Source organism: Clostridium pacaense, from assembly GCF_020709765.2.
Lineage (GTDB): Bacteria > Bacillota > Clostridia > Lachnospirales > Lachnospiraceae > Enterocloster > Enterocloster hominis.
In genome coordinates, this window is sequence record NZ_JAJFEB020000012.1 from 36,420 (window position 1) to 50,994 (window position 14,575).

A 14,575-nucleotide genomic window follows, 5' to 3' on the forward strand; every position below is an offset into this window, starting at 1 on the left:
TTTCCCCGCCTGTAACGGGCGGGGTTTTTATAATGATTATGATGTGAGGAAATCTCAGAAAGGTGGTCACCATGGCAGACAGTAAGAAAGTATTGGAAATCATCAGGGCAATCGGCCTTAAAATGGAGGAAAAGAAAGAGTATCTGACGGAATTGGACCAGCCAATCGGGGACAGCGACCATGGCATTAACATGGCAAGAGGGTTCGGGGCGGTGGAAGGCAAGCTTCCAGGTCTGGAAGGCAAGGATATCGGGACCATTTTAAAGACCGTCGGCATGACTCTTGTATCCACGGTGGGCGGCGCCTCGGGGCCGTTGTACGGCTCTGCGTATATGAAGGCGGGGATGGCCATGGCGGGGAAGGAAGAGATGGATATGGATGATTTCCTGTCCATGATGAAGACCGCGGTGGAGGCAGTGGAGCAGAGGGGCAAGGCAACGGTGGAGGAAGCCACCATGCTGGACGCCATGGTTCCGTCGCTGAAGGCCATGGAGGAAGCCGTGGCAGAGGGGAAGACCATAAAAGAAGCCCTGGATGCAGGTGTTCAGGCGGCATGGGCAGGGGCTGAGCACACCAAGGACCTGGTGGCCACCAAGGGGCGCGCCAGCTATGTGGGCGAGCGCGGCCTGGGCCATCAGGATCCGGGGGCAACTTCCTATTCCTATATGCTGGAGGTTGTGGCCGGACTTATGTGACTGGGATTATAAGGCGGCTGGAACGTGTTTGGAATATCATAGGAAAATGGAGAGGAGCAAGGATAAGGTATGGTAGGATTTGTGATTGTTTCCCATAGCGGGAATCTGGCTAAGAGCGTGGTTGAACTGACAGCCATCATGGCGCCCAGCGCAAGGATAGCGGCAGCGGGCGGCATGGATGACGGAGGATTTGGGACCAGCTTTGAGAAGATACAGGCAGCCATTGAGTCCGTGTATTCAGATGACGGCGTACTGGTGCTGATGGATATGGGAAGTGCGGTAATGACCACGGAGATGGTCATAGAGACATTTGAAGGTAAAAAGGTGGAGATGGTGGACTGTCCCCTGGTGGAAGGGGCGGTAGTTGCAACCATTGACTCTGTGGGTGGAATGGACTTTGAGTCAATCAAGAAAGCCCTGGCAGGAGTGGGGACATCCAGGAAGTTCTGAGACAGGCATGCTATATGGGGGCCGGGCTTACGCATTGGCACACCCTATTCCTTCCCCGTGATGGTTACAATCATCTTGTTGGGAAGGCATACAATGGTATCGCTGCTCAGGTGCTTCTTACCCTGGTGCACGCAGACCTTGTCAGGGCAGCTGGCTTCGCTGCACCAGATTTCCCCGTCTTTTACAATGAGATGGTTGGTGCCCCCGCCTGCGCCGGTGACAGTGAGTTCTGTATCCTTACTTAAATCCAGGGTCCTTACCACCTTGCCGTCCACGCTGATCTGGGCTGTGGCGGCAGGCGCCCTGTGTGAGACATAGTTAAATCCAAATACGGCCGCGGCAATCAGAAGGATAGCTGCGGCCAGTATCATATCGCGTTTTCCTAAAACTTTCATTGTTCAGCTGCCTGTTTCAGGCATTCCTCCACTCCGTTGATAAATGGATAGACATTGATGCTGACGGTAGAGACTGCATCGGTGGCATAACCATCCTGGTTGGCAAGTCCGTTCACCTTCTGGTGTTCAATGACGTATCTGCCCACTGCGTCTGCCTGGGCTTTCCAGGTGGGGCCGTTTTCCGTCATGACGTAGTGCCCGTCCATGCTCAGCTTCTGCTTGCCGTTGCCTTCGGCGTCAAAGGAATCCCATACGCAGGATACGATAATCCCGTTTGCCACGGTGATGCTGGTTGAATCCCTGTATCCGTTGGAATCAGGCTCCGGCGCTTCATAGGTATAGGTGCCGTCAGCCAGGGGAACCTCAGGCTGGTTGGTGGTGACAGGCCCTTTTAATGCGTGGTACAAAGGGTTCGAGACTGCTATGACGGCAATGGACATCACTGCCATGACAGCAATGCCGATGGCGCTTCTTGTGCTGGAAGTCATTGTTTTTCTGCTCATTGTATCACTCCTCGGAATTTAGTAGTAATGTGCCGTCTGAAAGGTATCCCGGCACATTGTTTATTTTATCACAATTAGAACGGTTATACAATCAAATTCCGCTGTAAGTTTAAACCAGGATGGATTGGGAGCGGATTGATATTACGGGCATTGAAAACATACATTATATGGAAATCCATGGTATAATCCTTATAGGCGGGACTGAGGGAAGGAACCGGGCCGGGAGGGGGAAAGGTGTATGGATGAGCGGGAGAGGATTGAGGATAGAAGGGATTGCGGGGGGATGCAGGAAAATGATAAAGGGGATTCCGGGGGGATGCAGGAAGATGATAGAAGGGATTGCGGGGGGATGCAGGAAGATGATGGAAGGGATTGCGGGGAGATACAGGAAGATGACAAAAGGGATTCCGGGGGGATGCAGGAGATGGTTTTGGATGGGGGCCAGGGAAAGGGCTACAAGAAGGGGCCGACGATTACCAAGTGCCTGATTCTGTTCTGTATCCTGTATTTTATGTATCAGGGACCGGCCTGCGGCAGGCGGGTTACGTACCGGTTCGTGTTTGGCCCCGGGCAATCCGCGCAGGTCGGGTTGGGGGAGCAGTATTATAATGACGGGGAGTTTGAAAAAGCGGCGGAATACTATCAGCAGGTGGTGGATGACATCTATGCCAGGGGCGGACGGTTTCAGCCGGAGAACGGACCCCTGTATTACCGCCTGGGGGTTATCTACTATAATCTTGGGGAGTATGGACAGGCGGTTAAGTATCTGGATGAATCCGCGGATGTGGACCAGCGTACCTCCAATACAGAGGATCTGGCGTGGGATTATTTTGCCATAGGGAGGGTTCTCAGGGAAGCGGGAAAATGTGAGGAATCAGTTGATTATTACAGGAAGGGCCTGAAGGCCATTAAGAAGGTCAGTGGAAATGATTCAGAGGATGCGGCTGAGTTTTTGATTGGCCTTGGGGACTCCTATAAAAAGAATGAGGAACATGACAAGGCACTGGAATCCTACCGGCAGGCGCTGGAGATTTATGAAAAGCACCAGTCTGACCCGGTCTGGATATATATAAGGATTGCAAGGAGCTATGAGAAGCTGGATGATTATGCATCTGCGGAATCATATTATAGGAAAGCTTCACAGACAGGAAGCGCGGATAACTATACGATGGGCGTGATATGGTTTAATCTTGGCATGCTGTATCAGGATACCGGGAAGGGGGAAGAGGCATTTTCACTGTATCAGGAAGCGTTGACACTGATTAATAAGGACGGCGGTTATGAGGCTGCGGAGTCATCGGTGCAGCATTACCTTGCGTCTGCTTACGCCGAAATTAAAAATGATCTGGACAGCGCCATCCGTTATTCTTTATCGGCCTGCCGGATTAGGGAGGAACTGGCATCGCCCCATTTGGAGGATAAGGAAAGGCTTGGGGAGTTTAAGGAACAGCTTAAGGGCTTTTATCAGGAATCCACAGGGGACGGCACGGATGATGGGTTTGAGTCCTGGTATTGGCAGCAGATGGAAGAGGGGGCTTCCTGATAAATCCTTTGGATACATCCGGGAATATATGATATACTGGGATGTGTTTAAAAGACGTGTCATAAAAATGTGATTCAAAGGATGTGTTCCAAAATCATCCGGCAATGCACTGTAGGGCCGGACAGGCAGAGGTGTCATATGGTTGTAATCAACAATAATAAGAAGAAAGCAGGCAGACAGCATATGTCAACCAGGAAGATAGCCCTGTTCGGGCTTCTGACTGCCCTGGCTGTTGTGTTAGGATATGTGGAGTCCCTGATACCGGTTTATCTGGGCGCGCCGGGGGTGAAGCTGGGACTGGCTAATCTGGTTACCATGATTGCCCTTTATTGTATGGGGGTAAGGGCTGCGATTGCCGTTAATCTGGTCCGTATCTTTTTCTCGGGTTTTACATTCGGCCCTGCATCAGCCATCCTTTTTAGCCTGGCGGGCGCAGGCTTAAGTCTGACTGTCATGGGTGTGTGTAAGAAGTTCCGTCTGTTCGGCATGGTGGGGGTCAGTATACTGGGCGGGGTGGCCCACAATATCGGGCAGTTTATGATGGCCGCTTATGTGGTCCATACCTTTGGGGTATTTGCGTATCTTCCCGTGCTTCTTGGGGCCGGAACCGTGGCCGGAGCCATGATTGGGCTGTTAGGCGGGATGGTGGTACAGCGGATCAGCCGGGTTTTCCGAGAAATTTGATATATTTCCTAAGAAATTGCCATTGTCTTGACAGCAGGGGCAGGATATAATTAATAGTAATGAGAAAATGGAGGGTGCTGATATGGTTTATAAAGCAATCAAAGGACTTGTACAGTATGGCCTTAACACAGGCCTTATCACTGAGGTGGATGCTATTTATGCCAGGAACCAGATCCTGGATGTAATGGGGATGGATGAGTACCAGGAGCCGGAAGGGGAAGGATTTGAGGGCGGCCTGGAGGAAATCTTAAAGGTTCTTATGGACCATGCCCATGAAACCGGGGTTTTGAAGGATGACAGCGTCGTATACAGGGATTTATTTGATACAAAGCTGATGAACTGCCTGATGCCGAGGCCAAGCGAGGTGGAGCGGGAATTTTGGGAGCTTTATAAGGTTTCCCCGGAAAAAGCCACGGACTGGTATTATAAGCTGAGCCAGGATTCGGATTATATACGCCGCTACCGGATTGTCAAGGATATGAAGTGGACCACCGATACCCGGTACGGCACGCTGGATATCACGGTTAACCTGTCCAAGCCGGAGAAAGACCCTAAGGCAATTGCGGCTGCCAAGCTTGCCAAGCAGAGCGGGTATCCCAAGTGCCAGCTCTGTATGGAAAATGTGGGCTATGCGGGCCGCGCCAACCATCCGGCCAGGAATAACCACAGGATCATCCCGGTTACGATTAATGACAGCCAGTGGGGATTCCAGTATTCTCCGTATGTATATTACAATGAACACTGTATCGTGTTTAACGGCCAGCATATTCCCATGAAGATAGATAAGGCCGCCTTCAGGAAGCTGTTTGACTTCATTAAGCAGTTCCCCCACTATTTCCTGGGATCCAATGCAGACCTTCCCATTGTGGGCGGTTCTATTTTGAGCCATGACCATTTCCAGGGGGGACATTATACCTTTGCCATGGCTAAGGCTGCCATGGAGAAGCATTTTACATATAAAGGATTTGAGGACGTGGAGGCTGGAATCGTGTTCTGGCCCATGTCCGTGCTGAGACTGAGGGCAGAGGATGCAGGCCACCTGATTGAGCTGGGGGACGTGGTCCTTAATGCATGGCGTGGGTATACGGATGAAGCTGCATTCGTATTTGCAGAGACAGAGGGTGAACCTCATAATACCATAACGCCCATTGCGCGTAAGGTGGGGGATATGTATGAGCTGGACCTGGTACTGCGCAACAATATCACCACAGAGGAATTCCCTCTGGGCGTGTACCATCCCCATCAGGAACTGCACCATATTAAGAAGGAGAATATCGGCCTGATTGAGGTCATGGGTCTGGCGGTGCTGCCGTCCAGGCTTAAGACGGAGCTGGCTGAACTGGGAACCTATATAATAGAAGGAAGGGACATCCGCAGCAATGAAACACTGGAGAAACATGCGGACTGGGTGGATGGTTTCCTTCCCCAATATAAGGAAAAGGGCATTGCCGTTACTGCGGATAATGTGGAGTCCATCCTTCAGGAGGAAGTGGGATATGTGTTCGCCAGGGTTCTGGAGGACGCAGGTGTATATAAGTGTGATGAAGCGGGACGTGAGGCATTTGGAAGATTCTTAAGGAGTGTTGGATTTTCGGAATGCTAAGATAAGATACAGGAACAGATAAGACACAGGAATAGATAGGATACAGAAAAGATAAAGATAGGATACAGAAAAGATAAAGATATGTTACAGGAACAGAAGGCGGATATGGATATGTTGGATCCGCCTTCTGTTTTTACATTTCACCCCCTCCAACTTTTTGTAAAAAGTTTTTGCAAATCTTCTATCTGTTCAATCTTCCATAATTGATTTATGATAAAGCCTGTAAGGACAAGACATACTTCTTAAGCGCTTAAGAATCAGAGGTTTCAATATCCGGCATGGCCGGAAGGAGGTTATAAAGGGATGAGTCAATTAATTAATAAGAATTGTATTGTATTTGATATGGAAGGGGACAAGAAGGACATTATCCGCACCCTGGCAGGGGAGCTGCACAGGGCTGGCAGGATAACGGACGCAGAGGAGTTTTTCCAGGACGTGCTGGCAAGGGAGGCCATTGCGGCAACCTTTGTGGGCTTTGATATGGGACTTCCTCATGGCAAGACAGACCATGTGCTGGAGGCCAGCGTGTGCTTTGGTAGGACCAGGGGACCGGTGGTGTGGAATGAGGAGTCAGGGGATACGGTTGACCTGGTCATCCTGATAGCGGTTCCTTTGTGCGAGGCAGGGGACACCCACATGAAGATCCTGGCCAACCTGTCCAGGAAGCTGATGCATGAGGAGTTCAGGGATTCCCTAAGGAAGAGTGACAGGGAACAGGTATACAACATATTAAGTGAAGTTCTGGAGGGGTAGGAAGATGAAAGAGCAGTTAAGGATATTAAAGAAACATATATTGACAGGCACATCACATATGATTCCCTTTATCGTGGCAGGCGGTATCCTGTTTTCACTGGCAGTCATGCTGAACCCGGAAGGGGCGGCAACACCGGAGACAGGCTGGCTGGCAGGACTGGCACAGATCGGTTTGGGCGGACTGACACTTTTCATCCCTGTGCTGGGCGGATATATTGCATATTCAATCGCCGACAAGCCCGGCCTTGCGCCTGGTATGATCGGGGCTTATCTGGCAAGGGAAATGGGCGCCGGATTCCTGGGCGGCATGGCCGCCGGCCTGATAGCCGGCGTTGTGGTCAAGGAGTTAAAACGGATTAAGCTTCCTATCGCGCTTAAGACACTGGGTTCCATCTTCATCTATCCGCTGGTGGGGACACTGGTTACCGGAGGTATCATTGTATGGGGCATCGGAGGGCCGATTGCAGCCCTTATGAACGGTCTTACGGCCTGGCTGTCCGGGCTGGGCGATGTGGGTAAGGTACCGCTGGCCTCCATCCTGGGAGCCATGACTGCATTTGACATGGGCGGCCCCATCAATAAGGTGGCAACACTGTTTGCACAGACCCAGGTTGATACGCTTCCATACCTGATGGGCGGCGTTGGCGTCGCCATCTGTACACCCCCTATCGGCATGGGAATCGCAACGCTTCTGGCTCCTAAAAAGTACAATGTTGAGGAAAAGGAAGCTGGCAAGGCAGCCATCCTTATGGGCTGTGTGGGTATTACCGAGGGAGCCATCCCATTTGCGGCCAATGACCCCTTAAGGGTCATCCCGTCCCTGATCGTGGGTGCCGTGGCAGGTAATATCATTCCATTCCTGACAGGGGTCCTGAACCATGCGCCATGGGGCGGAATCATCGTGCTTCCGGTTGTGGAGGGGAAAATCTGGTATCTGATTTCTGTCCTGGCAGGTGGATTTGTGACAGCGGTTATGGTAAACTTATTAAAGAAGGATTATGTGGATGTAACGGTTGAAAAGGAAGATACCGTGAATCTGGATGAGATAACATTTGATGAATTTTAAAGAAGATAAATGTGGTAAAAGTAAATAATGATGAAAATAAATAGTGATGAAAATAAAACAGGATTGACATGGAGGACGATAAAATGAAAGTAGTAGGAATTACATCTTGCCCATCAGGCGTGGCACATACATACATGGCGGCAGAAGCGCTTAAATTATCCGGCGAGAAGCTGGGGATGGAAGTAATCATTGAGACACAGGGCGGGGCCGGTGTTGAGAACCAGTTAAAGCAGAAGGACATCGACGAGGCTGCATGTGTGGTCATTGTCAATGATGTGGCCCTGGAGGGACTGGACCGGTTCAAGGGAAAGAAGGTCCTGAAAATGGGGGTTTCAGACCTGATTAAGAAGTCTGACGCTGTCATGAAGAAAATCCAGGATACCTTTCAGTAGGGTTTGTCAGGGGAGTGTATAAGATAAAGTAAAGGATGAGGGGAGCGGGGAGCGCTCCTCTTGTCCGTGTATCCATATGGGGCATGGCAGTCAGGGCGTCCGGTAAAGGAACAGGCAGGCGCCGTACAGGAGAAGAAGATTATGTTTAATGGGAGAATGCTTAATATCATCCGCTATCTTAAGGAACAGGGGGAATCCACCTATAAGGCGGCGGCCAGGGATTTGGGGGTATCGGAGCGGAGCGTGCGGTATGATGTGGACCGGATTAACGATATCCTGTCCCTGGAACACCTGCCGGAGATTGAAAAACACTCCAAGGGCGTACTGGTGTATCCCGGGAACCTGGACTTAAAGGGACTGGAGGACGGCAATGAGGTGGTATATACCAGCCGGGAACGCATGTCCATCCTGCTGCTGATCCTGATGATACGCAGCGAGGACCTTAAGATAAACCAGCTGAGCCAGCAGTTCAGGGTGTCCAGGACAACGGTGAAGAATGATATGGCGGCCCTGGATGAGGAACTTAAGAAGGATGGGATGGGTATCGGGTATTCCGGACATTTTTACCTTTCCGGCCCAAAGCTTAAGCGGACCACCCTGATGAACCAGGAGTTCAGGAAATACATTGAGTACCTGATTAATCCTTTTACGGAATACAATTCCTATGAATTTTACTGTATCCATATCATACATAAGGCGTTTGAGGGCATTTCCATTCCCAATGTGGTCATGGCGGTGGACGGATTACTGGAGGATCTGGGCTGCACCCTGACCAGCAGTTCCTACCTGTGGTACATGTCCAATGTGGTGGTGCTTATATGGTATGTACTGCATGACAAGGTCTATCCCCTGGATATCTCGGTGATGCCCGGCTATGACAGGGAGGTTTACGGCAGGTTTGGGAAGGACCTGGAGGTAATCATAGGCAGGCCGGTATCAGGGGATTATATTGCCATGATGGCGAAAATGTTTGATTTCACCAATAAGATTGCAGGAGGAAAGGGGGAGGTGGACCCGGTCCACGCCCAGGCAGTGACATTTTCCCTGATTTCCTCCATGTCAAAACGGCTGAACATGCCCTTTGACAAGGACAGTTCCCTGGTGGAAGGGCTGCTAAACCACATGATTCCCCTGATCCAGAGGATTAATAATCATGTAAGCATCAAGGATAACGTGGTTTCCCTTCTGGGTCCGAAGGAGCAGCAGCTTTACAATGTGGTGACCCAGGCCTGCAGCGAGGTGGAGACCCTTGACCAGCTGGGCAATGCGGATGAGCTGGTGTATCTGACCATCTGCTTCATGGCCAGCATCCGGAGGATGAAGACAGCGCCCTACAAGAAGGTGCTTCTGGTGTGCGGGCACGGTTACGGCACCACTACCATGTTAAAGGAGGCGCTGCTCAGCGAATACCAGATCCACATCATGGACACCCTTCCTATCTATAAGCTGTCCTCCTACCCTGACTGGGCTGCCATTGATTATGTTTTGTCCACCATTAAGGTGAATAACAGCCTGCCAAAGCCGTGCATAACAGTGAGCCCCATCCTGCAGCAGGAGGACAGGGCTGCCATAGAGGGGCTTGGAATCTCCAGGAAGGCAATCCTTTCAAGCTATTATTCCATTGAGGAAAAGCTTGGGTTCCTGGATGAGGCAACGCGGGCCAGGGTGATGGATGTGGTGAAGAAGGAACTGGGTTACCAGACCGCCCAGGTGTTCCATAACCCCAGGAATTTCAGCAGCTTCCTGAAGTATGACTGCATTGAACTGGCAGAAGAGGCCGCGGACTGGAGGGAGGCGGTGCGCTTGAGCGCAGGGCCTCTGCTTAGGCGGGGATTCATTGAGGAGTCCTATGTATCCAACATGATAGGGTTCATAGAAGAACAGGGCTTTTATGCTGTTTCCGACGGGTCCTTTGCACTGCTTCACGGAAAAGGCGCAGAGGGAATCAGGAAGACCAGCTTAAGCCTTCTGGTAACAGGAAAACCAGTGGGATTCGGGGATAAGAAGGCCAATGTCATATTCTGCCTGGCCAGCCGCGACTCCAGGGAACATATACCGGCAGTGGTGACCCTGATGCGCATGGTGAAGACAACCTCCCTGATCCACGATTTAGTCCGGTGCAGGACGAAGGAGGAGGCGTACCAGTGCGTGCTTAACTGCGAGTTTGAGGTCCTTTGACTGTGGGGAGGATAGGGAGGATGGGGAGGAGGGGTTTGCGCACAGGGCCAGTCTGTACAGACAAAAAATCCTGTGTTATAATGAACTGGACTTTGAAGATGAAATCATGGAAAAGGAGTACATGGATATGTTAGATGAGAGATGGGTATTTCATGAAAATGCAGAAGCAGTCCAGGCTGGACCGGGAGTTGTGAGAAGGGTCCTGGCTTACAGCAAGGATCTGATGTGTGTGGAGAATACATTTGAGAAAGGCGCGGTGGGCAGCCTTCACCATCATCCCCACACCCAGATCACATACGTTGTAAGCGGTGAATTTGAGTTTGATATTGAAGGTGAGAAAAAGATTGTAAAGGCCGGCGACACCATGCTGAAGCTGGATGGGGTGGAACATGGCTGTGTATGCCTTGAGGCGGGTATCCTCCTGGATATCTTTAACCCCATGCGCCAGGATTTTGTGTAAATCCGTGAAAAGGGTGGAGAAAAAATCCTGCTATACAGAACCATGCTGCACTGGTGATTCAGGCGAAAATACCGGCCAGCCCCAGGTCCTCCACCTTTTTATGGATATACCCTTTATCAATGGAATATAGCCCCAGGTCGTTCATGCGCCGGAACAGGCAGGAGCCGGAAAATGTATATTTTTCCCTCAGGCCTTCCGGCGTTTCCATTTGTTCCCTAACCCATGCAATGGCCTCGCCCACGGCCAGTTCCCGGGGGAATTCAAGGAGGGGACGGCCGGAGAGGAACTGCACCATGTTATGCCCGGCCAGGACGCCAGTGACAATGGCTTCTGTGTGGCCCACCAGAAGCCCCGCCTTTTCACCGGCACAGAACAGGTTGGCCCGCTGGTCCACCTTCAGGCTGTTGCTCCGCCTGCACATGGCAAGATAGCGCATGGAGTTGCCTTTCCCGCCTGCATACGGGTCTTCATAACGGGCGCATTCAAATCCCGGAATCTGATGAAGCTTTTCCAGAGGGTAATAGGGAGTCATCATTTTGGCGTGTCCGGTGTCCAGCAGGATGATATTTTCGGCAAATTCATCCAGGGCATATTGCTGGCAGGCCTTGATGGAAAGATGGTTTTCCCTAAGTTCCCGGGGAAGGGGGATGACGGCCACTCCATTTTCATCCAGGGCTTTTATGATTTCGGGGGACAGGGATTCCTTGAACAGCTTGCAGGACCCGCTCATGGCCCCATATGAGCCGTCATGGGCTTCCGCCTTAAGTTCGGTAAGCCCGGTAAGGCCGCAAAGGCTGATGCGCCCGCCGAAGCTGGGGCAGCGCAGCACGCACATGGCGCATCCGTTTCCATATTGCCTGCAGTTGTTCATAGGCCCGGCGGTTCCCGTGGCGTCGATGAACCCGTCGGCCTCATAACAGTTGCCACTGTCGTCACGGACGGACAGGATTGTGGTATTGTCCTTGGATAAGTCTGCGCTGGCCACCCTGGATTGCCTGTGTATGGAAACGCCCAGCTGAAGCAGCCGCTGTTCTACTGCCACGGGCGTTTTTATTATATCATACAGGTCGGCGTGCTGATGGCCCGGAAAGGAAATGCATTTGTGGCGCAGGCATGTGTCAATGGCCCGGAACATATCGTCCCCGCCCATGGCAGCCATCTCCTCCGTGGCCGTGAACCGGCCGTTGTTGCGTATGATGCCGCCTACCAGGCCTGTTCCAAGCAGGGAGTCCGTGCGCTCCAACAGGGTTACGCTGGCACCGTTTTTGGCTGCCTGGGCACTGGCCGCACAGCCGGCCCATCCGCCTCCTACAATTACTATTTTCATAATCACGCCTCCTCCTGTATAGTAAGATTATATTATGTATCCGCAGGGATATAGACCTGCAAAATGAACAACCGCCATACCTGTATACAAGTATGGCGGTGCTTTTTCCTGCCGCAGGATTCCTATTTCTCAGTGTGGGGGAGACGGCCCCTGAGGAACCGTTTCCTTAACTCGTTAAGACTGAAGGGAATCAGGGGGTACACATAACTCTTTCCTGCAATGGTCTTGTTAAATACAATGGCGCAGATGGCGATTACCGTGCCGATGATATATCCCCATACATTAAAGACCGCGGTCAGTATCAATATGATTACACGCATGAACTTCATGGCATAGCCCAGTTCAAAACTGGCCTGGGAATAATTGGCAATCGTCACGAATGCCATGTACAGCATGGTCTCACTGTTAAACCATCCGGATTTCACCGCATATTCCCCAAGCACGATACCTGCAATCACACTCAGCGGGGTGGTCAGCATGCTGGGGGTATTCACCGCTGCCAGCCGCAGGCCGTCAATGGCAAATTCCAGTATGAGCAGCTGCCATATAAGGGGCACGTTCAGTGGGTCGGACACGCGTATGAATGCCAGCCAGTCCGGGATATAGGCAGGATTCTGCATGAACAGGAGCCATGTGGGGGTCAGCATCAGGGCCAGGACGGAGATGGTCATCCTGGATAAACGCAGGTAGGTTCCTGTTACAGGCGGGAAGTAGTAGTCATCCGCCTCCTCGATGATGTCGAACACGGAGGAGGGAAGGATCATGGCTGAAGGGGAGTTGTCCACCAGTATGATGATATTTCCCTCCAGGACCGATGCGGCGGCCGTGTCCGGGCGCTCTGAAAATTTAAACTTGGGAAATGGATTGAACCATTTATACGGGAAAATGCACTCTGCCAGACTTTCCTGGTTCATGGTCAGGGCATCCACCTTCAGGTCCTTAATCCGGTCCTTTATTTTCTTCAGAAGCTGTTTATCCACCCGGTTTTCCATATAGCAGATGGCGATGTCGGTGTGGGAGCTTTCGCCTGCGGACATGATTTCCATGGTAAGCTTTGGGTCGCGGATACGGCGGCGGATCAGGGCTGTGTTGAAAATCAGGGTTTCCACAAAGCCGTCCCTGGAACCACGCATGACCTTATCCTTCTCAGGCTCGCTTACCCCCCTGGAAGGGTAGGTGCGGCAGTCGATGGTGATACATTTGTCAAAGCCGTCAATAAACAGACAGGATACGCCGGACAGAAGCTGGGTAATCATGTCCGTTTCATTGGACAGCAGGCCGATTTCCCCATATGGGACATACTGTTTGGAGAAGGCGTGGGCGTCCTTTGGCATGTCCTCCGGCTTAATGGTGGAGAAGACCTGGAGGATTTTTAAGAGGGAATCATCCTTCGTAAATCCATCTATAAAATACAGGCAGGCCTCGCGGCCTCCGATGTGGACAATACGGTATACCACATCAAAATTTGTCTGGACATTCAGCTTTTCGTGAAGGTGGGTGATATTGTCTTTTAAATTTTGGGAAAATTCCATTGTTTATTCCTTTCTGCGCGACTTCAGATGAAAAAATTGCATAAAGTTAGTATGCACTGAGTAAATGTTATTATACATAAGTACATTTGTCTTTAGAGTAAAGACAAATGGGAGAAATTTATATAAAAAGAAGCTGACAGGGGAACGCTTTTTGCTAATGTGCACAAAAATCGTTGACAAATCATGGAAAGGGTGGTATAGTGTCCATGTAAGAAGCACAAAGGAGTGCCTTACGGGTTTTTGTTTGGTATGGGGATGCCAGATAAACTAATAGTGTGACGGTTTTGATCGTGACTGAGAGCTGCCTTCTGTGGGGGAAGGGCAGCTCCCTTTTTTTGTTTATCCGGTCTTATATGCCGGATTTATCCAAGGCTTCCCGTTCGGATCCGCCTTAAGCCTGGCTTCCCGTTCAGGTCCGCCTTAAGCCTGGATTTCCGTTTTCCATAATCCATGAAGGTTGCAGTAGGCGTAAGCGGCCCTGGGCGAATCTCCTTTTTCCAATGTAAAGTGCGCCACCGGTTCACAGGACGGGGTTAAGCAGACGCGCATGGTGCATCCGGCCTTTGTGACCAGGCAGACCCAGCCGATGTTGTGTCCGCCGTCCATGGGATGGAATATCTCACCCACCTTCACGGTTACGTGAAGCCCCTCTGTCTCCACCACCGGAAGATGTTTTTCGCTGGCGCCTTCCGCCATGACCGGCTCCAGTACTTCAAATGGCCTGCAGGTATCGGGAAGGGCTGCATTCGGGGCGCTGCACAGGGCTTCTAACACCACGATGCGGTTCTTATCAGTGAGAAATACAGGTTCCTGGTTCAAGTCTGTTTTCATGTCAATCCTCCATTCTGAATTTCAGTCATGCAATATGTTCTGTATCAACATGCTTATGTTTCCCTGAAATGGTGCCGGTCTATTCATACATGGGATAAGTTTCTATTGACATATTTCCTACAGGAATAGTATGATAATCATATATGGATAATTTTCACCGCAT

The 14,575-nt window shown here is 51.1% G+C and carries 15 protein-coding genes; 10 read left to right on the top strand and 5 right to left on the bottom strand.

Annotated features, from left to right (window positions below):
* Nucleotides 1–71 precede the first annotated feature (71 nt).
* Together dhaL and dhaM are read left to right on the top strand one after the other, a co-directional pair.
* Nucleotides 72–695 (top strand): dihydroxyacetone kinase subunit DhaL, encoded by a 624-nt coding sequence (gene dhaL / locus LK536_RS48100; RefSeq protein ID WP_227796437.1) that lies wholly within the window; start codon nt 72–74, stop codon nt 693–695.
* Between the two features lie 69 nt (nt 696–764).
* The gene (gene dhaM, locus LK536_RS48105) at nt 765–1,145 is read left to right on the top strand and encodes a dihydroxyacetone kinase phosphoryl donor subunit DhaM (protein WP_008722747.1); all 381 of its coding nucleotides are present in this window, start codon (nt 765–767) and stop codon (nt 1,143–1,145) included.
* Nucleotides 1,146–1,189: 44 nt separating this feature from the next.
* Here dhaM and LK536_RS48110 read toward each other — a convergent pair whose 3' ends face one another.
* Complete coding sequence (locus tag LK536_RS48110; protein ID WP_025482659.1) at nt 1,190–1,540, bottom strand: NusG domain II-containing protein; 351 nt, start codon at nt 1,538–1,540, stop codon at nt 1,190–1,192.
* Entirely contained in the window at nt 1,537–2,043 is a 507-nt protein-coding gene (locus LK536_RS48115; protein ID WP_025482657.1) for a hypothetical protein, read from the bottom strand. Before LK536_RS48115 ends, LK536_RS48110 begins: the two co-directional genes overlap by 4 nt.
* A gap of 238 nt (nt 2,044–2,281) precedes the next feature.
* Between LK536_RS48115 and LK536_RS48120 the strand changes: the two genes are divergently transcribed.
* The 8 genes from LK536_RS48120 to LK536_RS48155 all read left to right on the top strand — a co-directional run bounded on the left by LK536_RS48120 (nt 2,282) and on the right by LK536_RS48155 (nt 10,722).
* On the top strand, nt 2,282–3,586 hold the full coding sequence (locus tag LK536_RS48120) for a tetratricopeptide repeat protein (RefSeq protein WP_227796436.1): 1,305 nt from the start codon (nt 2,282–2,284) through the stop codon (nt 3,584–3,586).
* 138 nt (nt 3,587–3,724) lie between these two features.
* Nucleotides 3,725–4,270 carry a Gx transporter family protein gene (locus LK536_RS48125; RefSeq protein WP_331472209.1) on the top strand — a complete coding sequence of 182 codons (546 nt, stop codon included), beginning with the start codon at nt 3,725–3,727 and terminating at the stop codon, nt 4,268–4,270.
* 82 nt (nt 4,271–4,352) lie between these two features.
* Nucleotides 4,353–5,873, top strand: coding sequence for a UDP-glucose--hexose-1-phosphate uridylyltransferase (galT, locus tag LK536_RS48130; RefSeq protein WP_227796435.1), 1,521 nt, complete (start codon nt 4,353–4,355; stop codon nt 5,871–5,873).
* A 303-nt stretch (nt 5,874–6,176) separates the two neighbouring features.
* The gene (locus tag LK536_RS48135) at nt 6,177–6,626 is read left to right on the top strand and encodes a PTS sugar transporter subunit IIA (RefSeq protein WP_008722768.1); all 450 of its coding nucleotides are present in this window, start codon (nt 6,177–6,179) and stop codon (nt 6,624–6,626) included.
* A gap of 4 nt (nt 6,627–6,630) precedes the next feature.
* Nucleotides 6,631–7,692, top strand: coding sequence for a PTS fructose transporter subunit EIIC (locus LK536_RS48140; RefSeq protein ID WP_227796434.1), 1,062 nt, complete (start codon nt 6,631–6,633; stop codon nt 7,690–7,692).
* Between the two features lie 83 nt (nt 7,693–7,775).
* Nucleotides 7,776–8,084 carry a PTS fructose-like transporter subunit IIB gene (locus LK536_RS48145; protein ID WP_008722775.1) on the top strand — a complete coding sequence of 103 codons (309 nt, stop codon included), beginning with the start codon at nt 7,776–7,778 and terminating at the stop codon, nt 8,082–8,084.
* A gap of 141 nt (nt 8,085–8,225) precedes the next feature.
* Nucleotides 8,226–10,262, top strand: a complete 2,037-nt coding sequence (locus LK536_RS48150; RefSeq protein WP_227796433.1) for a BglG family transcription antiterminator — start codon at nt 8,226–8,228, stop codon at nt 10,260–10,262.
* The gene (locus LK536_RS48155) at nt 10,249–10,722 is read left to right on the top strand and encodes a cupin domain-containing protein (RefSeq protein ID WP_506092190.1); all 474 of its coding nucleotides are present in this window, start codon (nt 10,249–10,251) and stop codon (nt 10,720–10,722) included. The genes LK536_RS48150 and LK536_RS48155 overlap by 14 nt, the downstream gene beginning before the upstream one ends.
* Before the next feature lie 58 nt (nt 10,723–10,780).
* On the opposite strand, the gene LK536_RS48160 is transcribed toward LK536_RS48155, so the two are convergent.
* From LK536_RS48160 to LK536_RS48170, 3 genes are all read right to left on the bottom strand, one after another.
* Entirely contained in the window at nt 10,781–12,049 is a 1,269-nt protein-coding gene (locus LK536_RS48160) for an FAD-dependent oxidoreductase (RefSeq protein WP_227796432.1), read from the bottom strand.
* A 122-nt stretch (nt 12,050–12,171) separates the two neighbouring features.
* The gene (locus LK536_RS48165) at nt 12,172–13,581 is read right to left on the bottom strand and encodes a spore germination protein (protein WP_008722785.1); all 1,410 of its coding nucleotides are present in this window, start codon (nt 13,579–13,581) and stop codon (nt 12,172–12,174) included.
* Nucleotides 13,582–14,001: 420 nt separating this feature from the next.
* Entirely contained in the window at nt 14,002–14,412 is a 411-nt protein-coding gene (locus LK536_RS48170) for a desulfoferrodoxin family protein (protein ID WP_081739024.1), read from the bottom strand.
* Between the last annotated feature and the right edge of the window lie 163 nt (nt 14,413–14,575).

What these genes read in the sequence shown, in the direction of transcription:
- dhaL (WP_227796437.1), top strand. Translation starts at nt 72, where the DNA reads ATGGCAGACAGTAAGAAAGTATTGGAAATCATCAGGGCAATCGGCCTT.
- dhaM (WP_008722747.1), top strand. Translation starts at nt 765, where the DNA reads ATGGTAGGATTTGTGATTGTTTCCCATAGCGGGAATCTGGCTAAGAGC.
- LK536_RS48110 (WP_025482659.1), bottom strand. Translation starts at nt 1,540, where the DNA reads ATGAAAGTTTTAGGAAAACGCGATATGATACTGGCCGCAGCTATCCTT.
- LK536_RS48115 (WP_025482657.1), bottom strand. Translation starts at nt 2,043, where the DNA reads ATGAGCAGAAAAACAATGACTTCCAGCACAAGAAGCGCCATCGGCATT.
- LK536_RS48120 (WP_227796436.1), top strand. Translation starts at nt 2,282, where the DNA reads ATGGATGAGCGGGAGAGGATTGAGGATAGAAGGGATTGCGGGGGGATG.
- LK536_RS48125 (WP_331472209.1), top strand. Translation starts at nt 3,725, where the DNA reads ATGGTTGTAATCAACAATAATAAGAAGAAAGCAGGCAGACAGCATATG.
- galT (WP_227796435.1), top strand. Translation starts at nt 4,353, where the DNA reads ATGGTTTATAAAGCAATCAAAGGACTTGTACAGTATGGCCTTAACACA.
- LK536_RS48135 (WP_008722768.1), top strand. Translation starts at nt 6,177, where the DNA reads ATGAGTCAATTAATTAATAAGAATTGTATTGTATTTGATATGGAAGGG.
- LK536_RS48140 (WP_227796434.1), top strand. Translation starts at nt 6,631, where the DNA reads ATGAAAGAGCAGTTAAGGATATTAAAGAAACATATATTGACAGGCACA.
- LK536_RS48145 (WP_008722775.1), top strand. Translation starts at nt 7,776, where the DNA reads ATGAAAGTAGTAGGAATTACATCTTGCCCATCAGGCGTGGCACATACA.
- LK536_RS48150 (WP_227796433.1), top strand. Translation starts at nt 8,226, where the DNA reads ATGTTTAATGGGAGAATGCTTAATATCATCCGCTATCTTAAGGAACAG.
- LK536_RS48160 (WP_227796432.1), bottom strand. Translation starts at nt 12,049, where the DNA reads ATGAAAATAGTAATTGTAGGAGGCGGATGGGCCGGCTGTGCGGCCAGT.
- LK536_RS48165 (WP_008722785.1), bottom strand. Translation starts at nt 13,581, where the DNA reads ATGGAATTTTCCCAAAATTTAAAAGACAATATCACCCACCTTCACGAA.
- LK536_RS48170 (WP_081739024.1), bottom strand. Translation starts at nt 14,412, where the DNA reads ATGAAAACAGACTTGAACCAGGAACCTGTATTTCTCACTGATAAGAAC.